This window comes from Lentzea sp. DG1S-22 (assembly GCF_036321065.1).
Lineage (GTDB): Bacteria > Actinomycetota > Actinomycetes > Mycobacteriales > Pseudonocardiaceae > Lentzea > Lentzea jiangxiensis.
The window spans coordinates 5806664-5824759 of sequence record NZ_CP143276.1; the positions used below are offsets into that span (position 1 = coordinate 5806664).

Genomic DNA, 18096 nt, shown 5'->3' on the forward strand with positions numbered 1-18096 from the left:
CACGGCTGCTGTCGTCGATATGGGTGAACCGGTCACGGCTCTCAACTCGGAAGATGCGGCGCGGGAGAGCTTCCACTGCTGCGCCCGGCAGGCTTGATCGCCACCACGAATGCCACCAAACGTCAGAGCCCCGGTTGCCATGATCGGCAACCGGGGCTCTGAGCAGCGGTGGCGGTGGGATTTGAACCCACGGAGGCTTGCACCTCACACGCTTTCGAGGCGTGCTCCTTCGGCCGCTCGGACACGCCACCGGTAAGAACAATACACAGCCCGATCCACCGGCTTAACGCTGGGTCCGGAAGAAGCGTTCCAGCAGGTCAGCGCACTCCTGCTCCAGCACGCCGCCCTGGACCTCGGGGCGGTGGTTGAGCCGGCGGTCGCGCACGACGTCCCAGAGCGAGCCGACGGCGCCCGTTTTGGGCTCCCAGGCGCCGAAGACGAGACGGGAAACACGTGCCAGGACGAGCGCGCCGGCGCACATCGTGCACGGTTCCAGGGTGACCGCGAGGGTGCAGCCGTCGAGGCGCCAGCCGTCGCCGTAGCGGGAGGCCGCCTCGCGCAGGGCCAGGACCTCGGCGTGGGCGGTCGGGTCGCCCAGCGCTTCGCGGGCGTTGCAGGCCTCGGCGAGCACCGTGCCGTCCGGTGCGTAGACGACGGCGCCGATCGGGACGTCCGCGCCCGACGCCGAGGCCGCGCGCAGGGCCGCGCGGACCATGTCCTCCGGGGTGGTCACGCTTCGATCGTGTCGAGCAGCTTCGTGAACTCGTCGATGAAGCCGATGCGCTGGGCGATCATCTGGAGCTGCTCGTCCGGGTAGAGGTCGACCTGGTCGACGATGATCTGGAGCTCGTGCGAGGGCATGCCGAGGTCGGAGAGGACGCCGAGGTCGCCTTCCGGCCAGAGCTCGTTGTCCTCCTCGTCCGGGGGGTCGACGCGCAGCAGGTCGAGCACGTCGGCCGCGATGTCGTAGTCGAGGGCGGCGGCCGCGTCCGAGAGCAGCAGCGCCACGCCGCCCGGCACGGGCCTGAGGATGATGAAGAACTCGTCGTCGACGGCGAGGAGCCCGAACACGGCTCCCGTCGACCTCAGCCGGCGCAGCTCCGTGATCGCCGCGTCCAGCTCCGACAGCGCGGAGCTGTCCATCCTGCTGCACCGCCAGCGGCCGTCCTCCCGGACCACCGCGACCGCGAAGCCGTTGACCGGCTCCTGCTGTGTCATGAGCACACCGTAGGGCCCAGACGACCTTCCCGGTAGCCGAGGTGGTGGCACCATCGGTGGATGAGCACAACTACGCCGGACCCCCGTCTCGCCGGACTGCTCGAAGGGGCGCGCGCGCTGCAGCCCCGCACGGTGGCGCTGCGCCGTCAGATCCACAAGCACCCCGAGCAGGGCCTGCAGAACCCCAAGACGCAGGCGGCGATCCTGCACGCGTTGGACGGGCTGCCGCTGAAGGTCACGAAGGGCGAGTCGACGACCTCCGTCGTGGCGGTGCTCGAGGGTGACCAGCCGGGGCCGACCGTGCTGCTGCGCGGCGACATGGACGGGCTGCCGCTGCAGGAGGACACCGGGCTGCCGTACGCGTCCGAAGTGGACGGCAACATGCACGCCTGCGGCCACGACACGCACGTCGCGATGCTGGCCTCGTCCGCACGGCTGCTCGCGGACCGGCGGGACGCGCTCAAGGGGCGCGTGCTCTTCATGTTCCAGCCGGGCGAGGAGGGCCACCACGGCGCCCGGTACATGATCGAGGAAGGCCTGCTCGACGACGGCGTGGAGAAGGCGTTCGCCCTGCACATCACGTCCACGCTCAAGTCGGGCGTGGTGACGTGCCGGCCCGGCCCGATGATGGCGTCCGCGGACACGTTCCACGTGCACGTGAAGGGCCGCGGCGGCCACGGCGCGATGCCGCACAACGCGCTCGACCCGGTGCCCGCGGCGGCGGCGATGGTCGGTGCGATCCAGACGATGCTCGGCCGGCGGATCAGCGTGCACGAGCCCGCGGTGGTGACGGTCGCGCAGATCAACGCCGGTACGACCACGAACATCATCCCCGAGGTCGCGACCCTGGACGGGACGATCAGGACGTTGTCCGAGGCGACGCGCGCGCTCGTGCACAAGGAGCTCAAGCAGGCCGTGAAGCACACGGCCGCCGCCTACGGGTGCCATGCCGAGGTCAGCATCGTCCCTGGCTACCCGGTGACGGTGAACGACGACGCCGTCGGCAAGCACGTGGTCGACCTCGCGGCCCGGGCGATGGGCGCCTCGTGGAGCGAGCCGATGGAGTACCCGCTGATGGGCGCGGAGGACTTCTCGTACGTGCTGCAGAGGGTGCCGGGGGCGATGGCGTTCCTCGGGGCGTGCCCGCGCGGGATCGACCTGGAGGAGGCCGCGCCGAACCACTCGAACCGGGTGCTGTTCGACGAGGCCGCGATGGAGCACGGGGTCGCGATGTACGCGGCGTTCGCGCTGGACGCCCTCCGGTAGTTCGCCGCACACGTGCGGCACGGAATGATGAGCGCCGTGCGAGACGTGTGCGTGATCGGACTGGGACTGATCGGCGGCTCCGTGCTGCGGGCCGCCAAAGCTGCCGGGCGCACGGTGTGGGGTGCGACGGCGAGCAGGGACGACGCGGACAAGGCGCGCGCCGAGGGCTTCGACATCACGACGGTGGACGAGGCCCTCGGCCGCAGCCGGGAAGCTCTCGTCGTCCTCGCGGTGCCGCTGCCCGCGCTGCCGGACCTGCTGCGCAAGGTCCCCGCGGGCACGCGGCTCACGGACGTCACTAGCGTGAAGGGTCCCGTCCACGACGCCGTGCACCGGTACGCGCCGCACGCGCGGTTCGTCGGCGGGCACCCCATGGCCGGCACGAGCAGGAGCGGCTGGGACGCGGGCAGCGCCACGCTGTTCGAGAACGCCGCCTGGGTCGTCACGCCCGAGGAGGCCGACGACCACCTCAACGACGTCATGCGGCTCGCGCTCGACTTGAAAGCGCACGTCGTGCCCACGACGCCGGAGGAGCACGACGAGGCGGTGGCGCGGATCAGCCACCTGCCGCACATCATGGCGGCGGTCCTCGCGGCGGTCGGGGCCGACGGCGGACCTCTCGCGATGGCCCTCGCGGCGGGCAGCTTCGGGGACGGCACGCGCGTCGCCGGGAGCAGGCCGGAACTGGTCCGCGCGATGTGCGAGGGCAACCGGGACGCGCTGCTGATGGCCGTCGACGACGCCCTCGGCAGGCTCGGCGCGGCACGCGGCTCGCTCGCGTCGACCGGTGGCCTCGCGAAGACGATCGAGGCGGGTCACGAGGGCAGGAACGCGCTGGTCGACCAGCCGCGGCGGACCGGCGTCACGATCGACCTGACCAAGCCGGGGGCACTGGCGGCGTTGCGGAACCTCGGGTCGCGCGGCGGGCGCGTGGTTGGGCTGAACGGCAGCACCGCCGTCGCGGAAACGTCGTAGGGTCGCCGGGTGGATCGACGGACCCTCGCCGGTGGGCTCGGTGGTCTCGCGCTCGTCGTGGCCGCCGTGGTGGCGCTCCGGACCGGTGACGCGCCGGGCACGCTCGAGCGGGAGATCGCGGACGGCGTCGAGGTCGTCGCGCCGCAGGAGCCGGTGAAGCCCGCCAACCCGCGGACGCAGGCGCTGGACGTGGACGCGTTGCAGGTCGCCTGGAACGGCTCGGCGTCGGCGTACGAGGTGCGCTGGAACGGCAACGTCCAGCTCGTCCCGACCCCCGAGGTGGAGCTGCCGGGGCTGGACCCCGACGCGGAGACGTCCGTCGAGGTCCGCGCGGTGAGCGCGACCGGCAGGCGGTCCGAGCCGCTCCTGATCAGCGCGACGCCCGAGGACCTCTACGACGACCGGTGGGACGACCGGCTCGTCGGCCAGGTCGACAGGTTCGACGGACCGGAGGCGCTGGACCCGCGCAAGTGGCGGGTCCTGGCGGAACCGGAGTGCCTCGGGCTGCGGCCGTTCGGGCAGGCCAGGCGCATCGACGTCGACTGCCCGACGGCGGCCTTCCAGTCGAACACGCCCCTCCGGTTCGGGATGCCCGCCGCGGACGGCGCCACCGGCCGCGCGGTCGTCAGCGTCGCGGGCGCGGTCGAGTCGAGCCACGTGCGGCTGACGCTGCTGCCCGACCCGTGGCAGTACCTGGAGGAGACCGACGCGCAGCCGAAGGGCTCGGTCAGCCTCGACGTCACGACGCAGGGCACGCGGATCATCGCCGACCCGGACCTGTCCCGCACCGGCAGGCAGATCACCCTCGGCGACTCGCAGACGACCGGGCTCGTCGCGGGCGTGCGGCACCGGTGGGAGATGCGGGTGCTGCCGGACGCCGTCGTGGCGCTGCGGGACGGCGTCGTGGTCGCCTACGAGCCCGTCGCGATCACCGAACGGCTGGTGCACCCGCGGATCCGGATCGACGGCGGCGGGTTCCTCGACGCGTTCGGCGTCGGCGGCGTGCCGGAACGGGTCGTGCCCACCGAGGTCATCCCGCTCGAGAAGGACGTCGAGCTGCCGCAGGACGCCGTCGCGGCGAAGCTCGTCTCGCCGGTGCCCGGCCGCCAGGTCACGGTCTCCGACCTGCCCCTGACCACCGGGAAGGTCGCCGCCGCGCAGCAGGCTCGGCTCGTGGTCATCCGCAAGCCCGAGAGCCGTCCCCAGGCCCTCCCCCGGCTCTCCGACCGCCCCGGCGGCATGAAGACCGGGGCGCCGCGGTTGCACGTGGTGCACGAGGACGGCACGAAGCCGCCGCAGCCGTTGCCGCGCAAGGGCCGTGTCCTCGTCACCGCCGAGGTGAACGCGATCGGGCACCGCGGCGTCGAGCTCGAGCTGGACGGGAAGCGGATCGCCGCGCTGCCCACCGACGAGCAGGGCTCCGCGGTCCCCGGCAGGCACGAGTTCTGGCTCGACACCGCGGCCCTGGGCGTCGGGGCGAGCGCTCGGCTCGAGCTCGGCGTCCTTCCGGCGGACGGTGGCGAACCCGTTATCGCGGAAACCGTGTTCGCACTGGGGTGAACGCCCTAGCGTGACCGCTATGAAGCGGGTCGCCTTCGCTGTCGCGGGCCTCGCGCTGGTGGCGGGCGTGCTCGTGCTGCGCGACACCGGCGGGAGCGACTCGACCCTGCCCACCGCCGCACCGCCGCCGACGAAGCTCAGGGCGTACGCGGCGGAGCAGGTGCTGGTGCCGGGTCCGCAGGGCCGTCCGGGCACGCCCTCGAACGTGGTCGCGCGCGCCGGCCACCACAGGATCCAGCTCACCTGGTCCGGCGACGCGCCCGCGTACGAGGTGCGGTGGGGCGAGAAGACCAAGCTCGTCACGCGGCCGGGCACGCAGCTCAACGGCCTGCTGAACGACCGCGAGCAGGAGGTCGAGATCCGCGCGGTCGACTCCTTCGGCCAGCGGTCGCAGCCCGCGAGGACCAGGGCGACCCCGCGCGCGGACAACGCCCCGTACACGTTCGTCGACCGCTTCGACAGCCCCGCCGAACCCGACCTGCGGCGGTGGCGGCTCTCCAAGCGCACCGACTGCGCCCGCGCCACCTCGGGTGACGAGGAAGACCACGACCGGCTCGTGGTCGGCAGCAGTTGCGGCACCCGCGCCGTGACGCTGAGGGCGCGCACGCCGTTCGCGCGCGGTGACGACGAGAGCCGGCTCGTGGTCGAGACCGACGCTCCGGGCACCGGCGGCAAGCTGCTGCTCGACCTCGTGCCCGGCCCGGTCAGCGTCCAGGGCGACCCGGTGCCGCCGAACACCGTCCGCGCCACGGTCTCGACCGACGCCGCCGGCAACTCGGTCGTCGAACTGGTGCCGAACGGCACCGCCGTCAAGCCGCTCCCGCCCGCGCTGCCGGGCGTGACCGTGCGCTGGGAGGTCGTGCTGACCTCCGCGGGCGTCCAGGTCGTGCGCGACGGTGACGTCGTCGCCACCTCGTCGTTCGTGCCGCAGTGGCGCGAGGCGACGGCGCTGGTCGGCTTCGCGGCGCTCGCGGGCGACCGGATCCGCGCGGGCGTCGACCTGATCGGCTACCGGACCGCCAGGGCCGACACCCCGCCCACGGGCCCGACACCGCAGGTGCGCGTGGACGGTCCGGCGAGCACCGGCGCGAGCCCCCTGGCGGACGTCACCGCGGGTCAGCTGCGCATCGCGCTCATCCCGTCCCGTGAAGGCGCGCCCGTCCCGGCGGTGAGGGTCAACGGCGTCGAGGTGCCGATCAGGCCGGCGGTCGAGGGCACGCCGTGGAAGCCCGGCGCGGAGTACCCGGCCGTCGCCGACCTGCCGCGGGAGGCGTTCACCGACACCGTGGACGTGCAGCTGGTGACGCAGGAGCGCATCCAGGTCACCCACACCGACGTCGAGCTGACCGGCCCGCAGAGCATCACCCAACGCGAGAACTCGACCCCTCTGGTCGACGCGAAACCGGCGCTCGCCGATCCCGTCCCCGAGGTCCTGGACGCCGGTGGGCAGCCCATCGGGAACGGTGCCGCGTTCAACCGGGGCCGCGTGGTGCTGGAGGTCCGCGTCAACGCCCTGGACGCGGCCGTGGCGGGCCTCGCCGGGTTCGAGGTCAGGCTCGACGGCACGCACATCGCCACCGTTCCCACCACGGCCGACGGTCCCGCCGCAGCGGGCCGGTGGCGGATCTCACTCAACACGGCGGCGCTGAGCCCCGGCGCCCACGCGGTCGAGGTGAAGGCGTTCAGCACCGATCAGGGAGTGCACCCCGAAACGGGTTACGTCCCCTTTTTGCTCAAGCCCTGATTGGCCCAAGATGGGGGCATGGCTCGCGCATTGATCATCGACGCCGCCCGCACGCCGTTCGGCAGGTACCGCGGAGGCCTCTCCGGCATCCGCGTGGACGACCTCGCCGCGCTGCCGATCGTCGACCTGCTGCGCCGCTACCCGTCGCTCGACCTGGCCCGCATCGACGACGTGGTGCTGGGTGACGCGAACGGCGCCGGCGAGGACAACCGCAACGTGGCCCGCATGGCCGCGCTGCTGGCGGGGCTGCCGGTCTCCGTGCCGGGCGTGACGGTGAACCGGCTGTGCGCCTCGGGCGGGGAGTCGATCATCCAGGCCGCCCGCGCGCTGATCACCGGGGACGCGGACCTGGTGGTCGCGGGCGGTGTCGAGGGGATGTCGCGGGCGCCGTTCGTGACGGCCCGCCCGGACAAGGCGTTCCCGGATCGCCTGGAGACCGTCTCGACGGCGCTCGGCTGGCGGCTCGTGAACCCGCGCATGCCCAAGCACTACACCGTTCCGCTGGGACTGGCCGCCGAGAAGGTGGCCCACGATCTGGGGATCACGCGCGAGCAGATGGACAACTTCGCGCTGCGCTCGCACCGTCGCGCCGCCGCGGCGTGGGACGCGGGCGTGCACGAGGGTTTCGCGTTCCCCGTGCAGCTGCCGGACGGGACGGCGGTCAGGCGCGACGAGAACGTCCGCGCGGACACGAGCATCGAGAAGCTCGCGAAGCTCAAGCCGGCGTTCACGGAGAACGGGTCGGTGACAGCGGGCAACGCGTCACCGATGAACGACGGCGCCCTGGCCGCCCTGCTCGGCACGGAAGCGATCGCGGCGGAGCTGGGCGTCGAGCCGCTGGGCGAGGTGCTGGGCAGCGCGACGACCGGCGAGGAGCCGCACCGGTTCACGGTCGCGCCCGTCCCGGCGATCCGGAAGTTGTTGAAGCGCCTGCACCTCGACGCCGAGCAGGTCGACCTCTGGGAGATCAACGAGGCGTTCGCCGCGATGGCGTTGTCGGTCGTGCACCACCTGCCCGAGATCGACAGGGAGAAGGTCAACGTGCACGGCGGCGCCATCGCCTACGGGCACCCGCTCGGCGCCTCGATGCCGCGCGTGATCATCGACCTGTGCCGCCACCTGCGGGCGCGCGGTGGCGGTGTGGGCATCGCGGCGGCGTGCGTCGGCGTCGGCCAGGGCGTGGCGGTCGCGGTCCGCGTCTAGGGCTTGGTGTGCAGGACGTCCCGCGCCTGTTCGGCGGCGCGGGTGATGGCCTCGCTGACGAAGTCGAGGAACCGCGCGATGTTCTCCAGCCGGACGGCCGCGGGCGTGCCGGGGCCGAGGCTGCTGACGCCGTGGCGCGCGGCCCCGGCGAGTGTCGTCGTGCCCTGCGCGCTCGCGATCATCGACCGGTACCAGATGTCGCCCTCGTCGACGACGTAGCGCTCGCGGCGGCGTTCGTCGCGCACGCGGCCGATCAGGCCCTGGCCTTCCAGGTACGCCACGGCTTTCGAGACCGAAGCCGGGCTGACCTGCAGGTGCGACACCAGTTCCTGCGCGGTCATGCTGCCGGAGTCGGTGGCGTAGAGGCTGGCGAGCGTCCGCGCCGTCATCCTGGGCAGGCCCTGGCCGATGAAGATGCCCGAGAACACCTCCTCGAACTCCCGCACGGCCTCCGGGTCGCGCCCGTCGGTGCGTTCCGCCGCCCGGCGGCCCTTCGGTGACGCCGGCTTGCGGCGCTGCGCCCGGCGTTCGGTGGAGAGCTGGGCGATGTCGGGCTTGTAGCCCGCGGGACCTCCGTTGCGCAGGACCTCGCGGGTGATCGTCGAGGTGGGCCGGCCGAGGCCCCGCGCGATCTCCGCGTACGCGAGACCGTCGGCGAGGCCGAGGGCGATCTGACGGCGTTCCTGCTGGGTGAGTCGGCCTCCTGGCATGCCGCGAGCATAGCCTTCACCTTCAGTTCATTGCAACGATCGTTGCGTTAGATTCAGATCCGGTTGCAACGATATTGCCGTCCTGAGCTGGTGTTACTCGCCTTTTATGCAACTAGCTTGTTGGCTGGATATGGAAACGCAACGTAGCTTTTCACCCATCGGAAACAACGAGCCACAGGAGCCAGAGATGCAGACCTTCGCCACCACCGCCCCGATCGCCGCCCTGCTCGACCTCCCCGCCGGGCGCGTCCAGTTCATCGCCTCCGACCGCGCCGACGCCGCCGTCGAGGTCCTGCCGGTCGACGCCTCGAAGAGCCGCGACGTGAAGGCCGCCGAGAAGGTCTCGATCGCGTTCGCCGACGGGGTCCTGCGCATCGAGGCCGATTCCGGCGGCAAGCTCCTCGGGTCGTCCGGTGCGGTCGAGATCACCGTCCAGCTGCCCGCCGGGTCGCGGGTCGAGGCCAAGGCCGCGAGCGCGGAGTTCCGCGGCGTCGGCAGGCTCGGCGACATCACCTTCGAGGCCGCGCAGAGCGACATCAAGATCGACGAGGCCGCGCACGTCCGGCTGTCGACGCAGGCCGGCGACGTGACCATCGGCCGCCTCACCGGTTCGGCCGAGATCACCACGCTCAAGGGCCACATCACCGTCGCCACCGACCGCTCCGCCTCGCTCGACGCCGGCACCACCTACGGCCGCATCACCAACTCGCTGCGCAACGACGGCTCGGACGCGGTGACCATCCGCGCCACCACGTCGTACGGCGACATCACCGCCCGCGGCCTCTGACCACAGAGGAGACCACCATGACCACCGACGCCGGTCACGCGGTGGTCGACCCGGAGGTGCTGGGCGAGATGGTCTAGCGGGCTTTGACCTCCGCCAGGAACGCCGACCACGCCTTGTCCGACACGGGCAGGTGCGTGGTCGGCGCCTTGCTGTCCCGGATGCCGACGCCACGACCGACCTCGACGCAGTCGCTCGCCGTGCCGCTGTAGCTGCTCTTCCGCCAGGTCATGAGCCGTCCCCTCACGTCAGCAAGCGCGTGATCACCTCCCTCGATTGTTCCTCATCCAATGCTTGGGCGGCGAGCGCCTTGAGCACTTCGTCGTAGACGGTGATCGAACCTTTGTCCTCCAGGAACAGGCTCAGGTTGTGGGTCTCGACGAAGACGACCGGTTCGAACTTCTCGAAGCCGAGCTTGGTGAAGGAACCCGCCAATCCCGCATGCACGCCTATCGAGTGAGGCACGACGCGTACGCGCACGCAAGGCCGGATCGACATGAGCAACAGGTCCTGAAGCTGCGCAGCCATCAGTTGCGCGCTGCCGACCTGCAGGCGTAGCGCCTGCTCGTGGACGTAAAAGGTGAACTCGCGGCTCGGGTGGAAGATCGCTCGCCGCGCTTCTCGCGCAGCCACGACCTCGCCCACCTGCTCCGGCTTGATCGTCGGGACGGCCCGCACCACTTCGAAGGAGTACTGCGGGATTTGCAGAAGGCCTGGCACCAGGTTCATGGCCCACACGAAGATCTTGGTGGCCAGCCGCTCCTGGCTGATCAGGGTGCGCAGCTGGTCCGGCACGCCATCCTCGTCACCGAACTGGAGGAAGCCCTTCTCGCGCGTCTCCTTGAACAGCGCGAGCAACCGCCGGAGCTCCCCCGCTTCCGTCTGGCACAGGCCGAGCAGTGTCGCCACCTCGACCTCGGTGACCCCGCCCTTGCCCTTGACCAGGTCCGAGACCTTGGCCTCTTCCCAGTCGAGCAGCTCCGCGATCCGCCGCTGCGTCATCCCGGTGGACTGGATGGCATCGCGGACACCATCACCGAACGAGCGGCCGACCACGCTCGAGAACCGTTTCGGCATGGTCGGACGCTAGAGGGCCGCGCCAGGTCGCTTCCACCGCCGGACGGCGACTCGCCACGAAGGAGGTACTTCTTGGACGGGCTCTAAATCCGCTTCGAGATCAGCGGGTACTCGACGACGAGGCCGTTGGCGTCGACCTTGATGTTCTGCTCGAAGCCGCCGCTCTTGAACCGCACGACCGAGACGTCGTCGGCCACGGACACCGTCTTGTACGTCTGGGTGACGGCGCGGACGGACAGGTCGGGCAGCGACACCCGGACCACGGGCAGGGCGTGCTCGCCCGGTTCGCGGTGCAGACCCAGGCGGCGGATCGGGATGGCGTTGAACAGCACGGCGAACTGGACGTCGACGTCGAGGGCGTCGTTGAACGTCTCGCGCTTGCTGCCCTGGCCGTGGTCGACGAGCCAGGCGCCGTCCTCGGTGCGGGAGAGGGAGCACTGGCGCTCCTCCAGCACGGTGGCCGTGCGCAGGAGCAGCCTGGTGACCTGGCCGCTCTCGCCGACGGACACCTCGAACGAGGCGTTGAACTGCTCGTCGGGGCCGGCGGCGACGAGACGACCGGAGGCGCGCAGGCGCTGGTCGCTCGACAGGAGCAGGCGGACCTGCTCGAGCCGCGGCTCGTGGATGCCCTGCCAGGTGAACATCTCGGGCCTGCGGGCAGAAGTGGAGCGGGTCTCCCCGGAGGTGACCCGCTCGGCGTCAGTGGCGTTGAAGGAGTTCACTCATCCACCTGGAAGGATGTCCTTGAGCTTCTGGGCTACCGAGTCGACCTGCTCTTCGTGACCGAACTTGCCCGCGAGGAAGTCCGCCGCGGCGTCCACGCCCTTGTCGACCTGCTCGTGGTGCTGCTCGGCGAGGTCCATGGCCTTGGTCTTGATCTCGTCGAAGTTCATGTGGTGCTCCTTCGTCCCTGACGCAGGGTACCCGAGCAGGCCCCGCGTGGTGATAGCCGCGATCACGCCACTTCCGCCTGGACAGGCCGGCCCGGCGACGACGAAGATGTGCCCTGCCGCCGCCTGGGTCGGCCGCCGACGCGGTCAGAACCAGGAGGAAGCCCGATGACACGGCTCCTGCGTGGAGTTATGTCCGCAGTGCTGCTGTTGCCGCTCGTCGCTGTTCCCCCGGCCAACGCCACGGCCGATCCGCGGGGGAAAGCGGAGTTCACGGTGACGACCACGGCCACGAACGTCGCCGCCCGCAGTGACCGGCGGCCCGTCGCCGGCGGGGTGCACGACCGCAAGGCCGGGAAGACCTTCATCTCGTGGGCCGGTCGGCACGAGGACAGCTACGTCCAGACGTACGACCACCGCGAGTCCGCGTGGTCCGCGCCCAACCGGATCGCCGACGGCGACTCCGACGCGCACAACTACCCGACCGTGGTCCAGGCCCGCGACGGGCACCTGCTGGTCTTCCGCGGCATGCACAACGTCGAGCTGCGCATGTCCCGCTCGCCGGAGCCCCACTCGGCGGACGGCGTCTGGGAAGAGACGCTGATCTCGAAGAACGCGGCCACGTACCCGATGCCGTTCGTCACGCGCGACGGCACGATCCACGTCTTCTACCGGGAGACGACCCGCGACCTCGACGGCACGACGCCCACGGACACACGTCCGATGCTCTACGTCGTGTCGAAGGACAACGGAAGGACGTGGAAGACCTCCACCGAACTGACCGGTGACCGGTTCGCGATCGGGTCGACCTCGCGCGCGGACAACATGAACGAGATCTACATCGGCCAGCTCCGCCAGGAGGACAACGGCCGCGTGCGGATCGTCTACACGCTCGCGGGCGGTGGTCCCGAGGGCAACAAGCACGACCGGTACCACCGCAACATCTACTACACGTGGTTCGACCCGCGGAACCGGCACTTCCACTCGGCGTCCGGCCGCGATCTGGGCACCCAGGTCGACGACGCCGACCAGGAGGCGCACCTCAAGGTCGCCGAGACCCCGCTGACCGTGCCGAACGGCGTGAAGTCCCCGGACTACATCCAGCAGGTGGGCACGACGCTGGGCAAGCCGTTCGTGCTGTGGTTCACGGGCGACGAGGCGGGCGGGCCGCTGCGCAACCACCTGTCCACCTGGAACGGTCGCGCGTGGGAGACCAAAGAGGTCGCACGGGGTCTGCGCACCCGTGAGGCCGAACCGGTCGACCCGATCACCTGGCGCGTGTACGCGACCGAGGACGGCAAGCCGAACGTGAACACCTACCTGGTGCGGTTCGGTCGTCACTGGACGCCGGAGACCGTCATCCCTACGGCCAAGCCGGTGCAGCGCGTCGAGGTCGTGGAGAACTTCCGCGACCCGGCCCGCGCGATCTTCTCCGGAGCTTCGTCCAACCGGGACGTCGCCATCGCCGACGGCGACATCAGCGTGGCGGGCACCAGCCGCCGCTGACCGGGTCCGGACAAGGCAAACGCCCCCTGCTCCGGCGCGGAACCAGGGGGCGTTCGTCTGGGTGGCGGCTACCTCAGATCAGGCGCCGGCCTTCTTGCGACGGACCACGAACAGCGCAGCCGCACCGCCGCCGACGAGGACCAGACCGCCGATCAGCGGCCACAGGATCGACGCACCGGTCTGGGCGAGGTCCTCGCCACCACCGGGAGCCGGGGCGGCCGGCGTGGTGGAGGTGGTGGACGGAGTGGTGGTCTCCGGCGCCGTGGTGGTGGTCGGGGCCGTGGTCGTGGTCGGAGCCGTGGTCGTGGTGGTCGGCACGACGCCGGCCTTCCAGTCGGCCTTGGCCTCCTTCTCGACCTTGGCCTTCTGCGGCTGCGCGACGACGAGCGACTGCGCCACGTCTTCCTTGTCCTTGTTGTGCGCGACGAACAGGCGGCCGATCGCGAGCTCGGCCTCGGCCGAGAGCTTGATCGAGGCGTTGCCGGCCGGGGCCTTCTCCGGGACGTTCACGAAGAACTCGGAGACCTTGTCGCCCGTGGACTTGGCGGCGACCTTGTCACCCTGCTTCTGCAGGGCGAGCGGCGTGCCGTCCTTGTCGGTGAGGGTGACGCCCTCCGGGAGGTTCGCGGTCAGCTTGACCTCGGAAGCCGTGGTCGTGACCTTGAACGGGCCGATCTTCTCGCCGGACTTGCCGGACTTCGAGGCGGGCTCGAGCTCCAGCGTCGGCTTCGGCTGCTCCTTGATCTCGTTCGCCGCGGCGTCCTTGACCAGGCGCTCGTACAGCTTGACGACGTCGGCGTTCGTCTTGTCGCTGTCGAGCTCGGCCTCGTCGGTGAAGTGCCAGATCGCGGCCTGCGTGGCGGCGATCGTCTCCTTCTTGTCGAACTGCTTGCCGAACTTCGCCTGGACCTTGTCCATGGGCTGTCCGGGGTAGGAGTTCGTGAGGATCCACAGGACCTTGCCCGCGTTGACCTTGAACTTGGTCTTCGGGTTCGGGTGCTTGTCCCACGGCACCTCCTTGAGGGCGTCCCGGTCCTCGAGCGGCGTCGGCAGCTCCACGCAGTAGGTGAGGACGTTCGAACGCTCGGCGTCGTCCTCGATGCGCAGCTTGATCACCGCGGTGTTCTGGCGGTGGTGGTGGTCGCCGTTGATGAGGTGGACGTCGTGGCCGTCCTCCTGGCCGCCGCGGTCCGGCTTGATGATCACGTCGGCGTGGGCCGGAAGGGCCGAGAACGACAGAAGGGCGGTGGCGCCGAGCAGCGCCGCACCCATCCTCAACCGGGAAGCCATGGGTCTCCTTGCTCACTGAAGTTAGCCCGAACGCGGCGGGAAGTCAGTCATCCGTCGGGACGGTCGGCACGTCGGACGTCGACACTGAACCGACAGGAAGCGAGCGGGACGTTAGCCGATGGGGTGACACACGTTCGGGTGAGGTACGGAGTCCCACGACACCCACTGTGAACAGCGAAAACACACTCAGGGTGTCCACAGTGGATAGGGCTGCGATGCATTCATTCCGTCAGGTGACGTTAAATTCGTTGCCGAACAGTTATCTGTCCACGCGTCCCGCTACGGATGAACGGCACGAGCGGTTCAACGGTCAGGCAACCAATTCCACAACTTCCACCGGACGAATGTCTCCCGGACGCAGTGAAGTGCCGCGCAGGCACATGTCCCTGGGCTCGGGGCGGTCACCGGTGAGAATCCACCTGGTGAGCCCGGCCAGCTGGTAGGCGATCAGCGGCGGAACGGCGTCGCCCACGTGCCGGTACGCGTTCCCGAGAATCGAGACGTCGAACCGGAACTGGCGCGGGAACCCTTGCAGGAGCGCCATCTCGCGCACGGTGCAGAGCCGGTGCTGGACCGGGTGGGCATAACGCCCGTTCCCGACGTGACCGCATTCCCTCTTGATCGTCCTGGCCGGTTCGTCCCACCACATCCGGCCGTAGACGTCGGGGTGCGAACCCCAGTTCTGCTGCTCGACGATCTTGCGCTGTGCGGGGTTCAACAACCGGGCCGTCTCCGGTGACCGGAGCAGATCGGCCCACGATCCGCCATTTGCCGGAATGGCGCGCATTCTTTCGAGACTGCGGTCCTGCGAGAAAGTCGGCGAGACGTGAATGGGGTCGTCCGGGTCCGCGGCCCCGGGCTCCACGACCGGGAGCTTGCCGATCGCGCGCCGGACGGTGATGGCGGACGGGCGGACGACCCTGCCCTCCCACAGGTCGTCGAGCGTGAGCAGCGGCAGCCCTCCGTCGACCGCGACCATCAGCGTCCGCTCGCGCAGCTGCGGCAGGCCGAACCGGGACAGCATGTGCGTGCCGCCCCAGACCTTGTAACCGATTCGGGTGAGTTCTTCGGCGAGGCTGTCGAAGTGGTGGCGCTGCTTGCCCTTGACGAGCTCGCGGGCGTTCTCCATCAGCACGACCTTCGGGCGCAACTCCTGCGCGTACACCGCGATCCGGCCCACGAGGGAGTTGCGCGGGTCGTCGCGCAGGTGGTTCTGCGAGGTGATCCGGCTGAAGCCCGAGCACGGCGGGCAGGCCAGCAGCACGTCCAGTTCGCCGCGCCGCAGGCCCCAGACCTCGCGCAACGCCGCGGGCGAGACCTTCGCGAGGTCGACCTCCAGCGGGTCGACACCGATGTTCGCGCGGTACGTGTCGTTGCAGCGCAACGAACCGAGCTTCGAGCTGGGCTTGCCGATCTGCGCGTCGGCGGCACCGACGACCCGGAAGTCGCGGTGGGCGTGGAAGCCGTAGCTCATGCCGCCCGCACCCGAGAAGATGTCGGCCACCGAGAAGGACACGGCGAGATCGTACGGGCGAGGCGCCGAGGCGCTTTCCCTGACATCCCGTACCTTTCCCGCCTATGGAGCTGCCGCGTGCCTGGCAACGGCCTGACCCGTTGCGCGGACTCGACAGGATTTCCTGGAGCGAGGTCTACGACGGCCGGGGTGGCGCCGGTCGCGTGCCCCGGCTGCTGCGCTCCCTGGTGGACCCCGCCGCCGACGTCCGGCTGGAGGCGTTCAGCTCGCTCGCCGACCGGCTGCTGACCGACGACACGGTCTCCGAGGCGTCGTTCTGCGCCGTGCCGTTCCTGGTGGAGCTGGGGGCCTCGTACAAGGTCGCCGGCGACGTGCGGGACCGGGTGGTCTTCCTGCTGGCCGCCATCGCGCTGGCGGGCAAGGGGTACACAGAGGACGGACGGCGCACGCACCGCCGCTGGAACGCCCTCGGCCGCGAACTGCCCCGCACCGCACCGGACTGGCTGACGCAGACCCGGCACGCCGTCGCCCAGGGCGCGCCGAAGATCTTCGAGGCGCTCGCGTCCGAACGGGTCGCGTGCCTGGTCGCCCTCGCCTGCGCGGTGCCCGAAAGGCTGCCCGCGTTCGTGCACGGGCTCATGCAGGAGATGACGGACCTGCCGGGCGAGGAGATGCTCGCCGACGCCGCCGAGATCGCCGTGGCGCTGCTGAGGGGAACACCCGAACTGCTCGGCCTCGACGTGCCGCGGCCGAAGGTGCTCGGCGAAGGGCTGGTGCGCCCGGCGCACCAGCCCCGTGAGGTCGCCGCCGCCCTGATGGGCTACCGGTTCGCCCTCATCTCCGCGTACGGCGACGAGGGCGCCTGGTAGGCCTTTCTAGGCGATCACGGCCTCTTCGAAGGTCTCCTCGACCGGGACGCTGTCCTCGACCGCGATGGCGGGCTCCAGGGCACCGAGGCCCGTCCCCCACTCCTGGTCCGCCAGCGCGAACGCCGCGACCGTCAGCGCCGCCACGGGAGCGCCCACGGGCATGTTCTCCCGGTGCAGGTCCAGGTCCAGCCTGCCGCCGATCGGCGACGGGCTGAGCCGCAGCGTCGCGTGCGCGGGCTCCTCGGGGTGCGCGAGGCGGCACGCCCAGCCGGTGAAGATCACCCGGCGCTCGTCCACCTCGGTCGGCTGCACGGCTCGCACGTTCGCGCCCACGGCACCGGCGCGGTGGTTGTCCGCCGCCTGCAGGACGAGCTCCTCGAACTCCATCGAGGAGATGCCGAGGTCCCAGCCGGCGACCAGGGCGACCTGCACGAGCGCGAGCGGCAGCGTCGGGACGGCGTCCTCGAAGCAGACCATCGCGCCGCCGTAGCGGGTGTTGATCTCGGTCGGCAGGAAGCCGTCCTCGGTCGCGATGCCGTCGAGCGTGAACGTGCCGCGGTAGCCGACGGTCTCGCGCAGGTGCTCGCCGACGCGGCGGGCCAGGTTGCGCATCTCGTCGCGGATCCACACGGGCGGGTCGTAGTACGACGCGCAGCCCGCGTAGAGGAACTTGGCCTGGCCCTGGCGGCGCGGCACGACCATCTCGATCGGGCGCAGCACCGCGGTGCCGTCGGGGAAGACGATGCCGTGCACGCTCACCGGAATGCCTTCCAGGAACGGCATGACGCGGACCTGCTCGCACTTGGGCGCGAGCACGTCGAAGGCCTCCTTGGCCTCCTCGTACGACCGCACGCGGCGCACGAAGTTGGCACCGCCGTTGATCGCCGGGCCGTCACCGGACCAGACGACGCCCGCGCCGCGGTCCAGGATCTCCGAGGCGCCCCAGAGGCGTTCGAAGTCGAGGTCGAACACCATGGCGGGCGCGCGGCGGGCACTGAGCTCGTCCCACAGCGCGTCGATCGTGGTCTTGTTCTCGAGCTCGACCCACGAGTGCTGCCGGGCGTTGAGCACCGGGCGGCCCTGGAAGGTGCCGATCTCGTTGTAGGGCGTGCTGATCACGACCGCTTCGCCGTCGGCGTCGAAGTCCCGCAGGATCTCCTTCACCTCGGCGCCCGGCTTGGTCAGCAGCTTGCCCAGGCGGCGCTGTTCGACGGCGACGAAGCCGCCCTTGATGCCCAGCGAGACCCAACGGGCGATCACGGAATCATGCAGCGGGGCATGATCGTCGGTATCGAGCACGAGCGTATGGCGAGCGCCGAGCGTATGGAGCTCCTGGGCGCGCTTGGCCAGACGCGTGCCACCGGCCAGCACGACGAGCCGGTCACCGAACAACCTGCCGAGGCGCTCGTTGAGCGCTGCGAGAACATGATTCATCGCCGAGAACCCGCTTTGAGAGAAGCAGAAGGATGCGACCGGCGATCGCCGGGTGACGCGTAGCGTAGAGCCACCCGGTATGTGTGTCGAAGCACG

At 70.6% G+C, this 18096-nt stretch carries 19 protein-coding genes and 1 tRNA gene; 9 read left to right on the top strand and 11 right to left on the bottom strand.

Annotated features, from left to right (window positions below):
* Positions 1 to 166: 166 nt before the first annotated feature.
* The 3 genes from V1227_RS27070 to V1227_RS27080 form a co-directional block, all read right to left on the bottom strand.
* Positions 167 to 251: transfer RNA gene (locus V1227_RS27070), tRNA-Ser, on the bottom strand.
* Positions 252 to 283: 32 nt separating this feature from the next.
* Complete coding sequence (locus tag V1227_RS27075) at positions 284 to 715, bottom strand: nucleoside deaminase (protein WP_329794124.1); 432 nt, start codon at positions 713 to 715, stop codon at positions 284 to 286.
* A 14-nt stretch (positions 716 to 729) separates the two neighbouring features.
* Positions 730 to 1218, bottom strand: a complete 489-nt coding sequence (locus tag V1227_RS27080; RefSeq protein WP_329788244.1) for a tRNA adenosine deaminase-associated protein — start codon at positions 1216 to 1218, stop codon at positions 730 to 732.
* A 60-nt stretch (positions 1219 to 1278) separates the two neighbouring features.
* Between V1227_RS27080 and V1227_RS27085 the strand changes: the two genes are divergently transcribed.
* From V1227_RS27085 to V1227_RS27105, 5 genes are read left to right on the top strand one after another with little or no spacing between them, the layout of a single operon-like run.
* The gene (locus V1227_RS27085) at positions 1279 to 2484 is read left to right on the top strand and encodes a M20 metallopeptidase family protein (RefSeq protein ID WP_329788245.1); all 1206 of its coding nucleotides are present in this window, start codon (positions 1279 to 1281) and stop codon (positions 2482 to 2484) included.
* A 27-nt stretch (positions 2485 to 2511) separates the two neighbouring features.
* The gene (locus V1227_RS27090; protein ID WP_329788246.1) at positions 2512 to 3459 is read left to right on the top strand and encodes a prephenate dehydrogenase; all 948 of its coding nucleotides are present in this window, start codon (positions 2512 to 2514) and stop codon (positions 3457 to 3459) included.
* A 9-nt stretch (positions 3460 to 3468) separates the two neighbouring features.
* On the top strand, positions 3469 to 5019 hold the full coding sequence (locus V1227_RS27095; RefSeq protein WP_329788247.1) for a fibronectin type III domain-containing protein: 1551 nt from the start codon (positions 3469 to 3471) through the stop codon (positions 5017 to 5019).
* 19 nt (positions 5020 to 5038) lie between these two features.
* The gene (locus tag V1227_RS27100; RefSeq protein WP_329788248.1) at positions 5039 to 6763 is read left to right on the top strand and encodes a hypothetical protein; all 1725 of its coding nucleotides are present in this window, start codon (positions 5039 to 5041) and stop codon (positions 6761 to 6763) included.
* Between the two features lie 18 nt (positions 6764 to 6781).
* On the top strand, positions 6782 to 7966 hold the full coding sequence (locus tag V1227_RS27105; protein WP_329788249.1) for a thiolase family protein: 1185 nt from the start codon (positions 6782 to 6784) through the stop codon (positions 7964 to 7966).
* Here the strand turns inward: V1227_RS27105 and V1227_RS27110 are convergent.
* Entirely contained in the window at positions 7963 to 8676 is a 714-nt protein-coding gene (locus V1227_RS27110) for a GbsR/MarR family transcriptional regulator (RefSeq protein ID WP_329788250.1), read from the bottom strand. The genes V1227_RS27105 and V1227_RS27110 overlap by 4 nt on opposite strands.
* A gap of 187 nt (positions 8677 to 8863) precedes the next feature.
* On the opposite strand from V1227_RS27110, the gene V1227_RS27115 reads away from it, so the two are divergent.
* Entirely contained in the window at positions 8864 to 9463 is a 600-nt protein-coding gene (locus V1227_RS27115) for a DUF4097 family beta strand repeat-containing protein (RefSeq protein ID WP_329788251.1), read from the top strand.
* Between the two features lie 73 nt (positions 9464 to 9536).
* On the opposite strand, the gene V1227_RS27120 is transcribed toward V1227_RS27115, so the two are convergent.
* The 4 genes from V1227_RS27120 to V1227_RS27135 all read right to left on the bottom strand — a co-directional run bounded on the left by V1227_RS27120 (position 9537) and on the right by V1227_RS27135 (position 11430).
* The gene (locus tag V1227_RS27120) at positions 9537 to 9692 is read right to left on the bottom strand and encodes a DUF397 domain-containing protein (RefSeq protein WP_329788252.1); all 156 of its coding nucleotides are present in this window, start codon (positions 9690 to 9692) and stop codon (positions 9537 to 9539) included.
* Between the two features lie 11 nt (positions 9693 to 9703).
* Positions 9704 to 10537, bottom strand: a complete 834-nt coding sequence (locus V1227_RS27125) for a DUF5753 domain-containing protein (RefSeq protein ID WP_329788253.1) — start codon at positions 10535 to 10537, stop codon at positions 9704 to 9706.
* Positions 10538 to 10620: 83 nt separating this feature from the next.
* Positions 10621 to 11259: a putative glycolipid-binding domain-containing protein gene (locus V1227_RS27130; RefSeq protein ID WP_329788254.1), complete on the bottom strand. Its 639-nt coding sequence runs from the start codon at positions 11257 to 11259 to the stop codon at positions 10621 to 10623.
* Entirely contained in the window at positions 11260 to 11430 is a 171-nt protein-coding gene (locus V1227_RS27135; protein WP_329788255.1) for an antitoxin, read from the bottom strand.
* A gap of 189 nt (positions 11431 to 11619) precedes the next feature.
* Between V1227_RS27135 and V1227_RS27140 the strand changes: the two genes are divergently transcribed.
* Positions 11620 to 12933 (top strand): BNR-4 repeat-containing protein, encoded by a 1314-nt coding sequence (locus V1227_RS27140; RefSeq protein ID WP_329788256.1) that lies wholly within the window; start codon positions 11620 to 11622, stop codon positions 12931 to 12933.
* A gap of 78 nt (positions 12934 to 13011) precedes the next feature.
* Here the strand turns inward: V1227_RS27140 and V1227_RS27145 are convergent, their stop codons facing one another.
* Together V1227_RS27145 and V1227_RS27150 are read right to left on the bottom strand one after the other, a co-directional pair.
* Positions 13012 to 14223, bottom strand: a complete 1212-nt coding sequence (locus tag V1227_RS27145; protein WP_329788257.1) for a thioester domain-containing protein — start codon at positions 14221 to 14223, stop codon at positions 13012 to 13014.
* A 310-nt stretch (positions 14224 to 14533) separates the two neighbouring features.
* Positions 14534 to 15739: a DNA cytosine methyltransferase gene (locus tag V1227_RS27150; protein WP_329788258.1), complete on the bottom strand. Its 1206-nt coding sequence runs from the start codon at positions 15737 to 15739 to the stop codon at positions 14534 to 14536.
* Positions 15740 to 15801: 62 nt separating this feature from the next.
* Here V1227_RS27150 and V1227_RS27155 point away from each other — a divergent pair, with 62 nt between their 5' ends.
* Complete coding sequence (locus tag V1227_RS27155; protein WP_329788259.1) at positions 15802 to 16566, top strand: hypothetical protein; 765 nt, start codon at positions 15802 to 15804, stop codon at positions 16564 to 16566.
* A gap of 6 nt (positions 16567 to 16572) precedes the next feature.
* Here the strand turns inward: V1227_RS27155 and V1227_RS27160 are convergent, their stop codons facing one another.
* A complete protein-coding gene (locus V1227_RS27160; protein WP_329788260.1) occupies positions 16573 to 17826 on the bottom strand; it encodes a hypothetical protein in 1254 nt (417 codons plus the stop codon).
* Positions 17827 to 17844: 18 nt separating this feature from the next.
* Here V1227_RS27160 and V1227_RS27165 point away from each other — a divergent pair, with 18 nt between their 5' ends.
* Entirely contained in the window at positions 17845 to 18063 is a 219-nt protein-coding gene (locus V1227_RS27165; protein ID WP_236217792.1) for a hypothetical protein, read from the top strand.
* Positions 18064 to 18096: the final 33 nt, after the last annotated feature.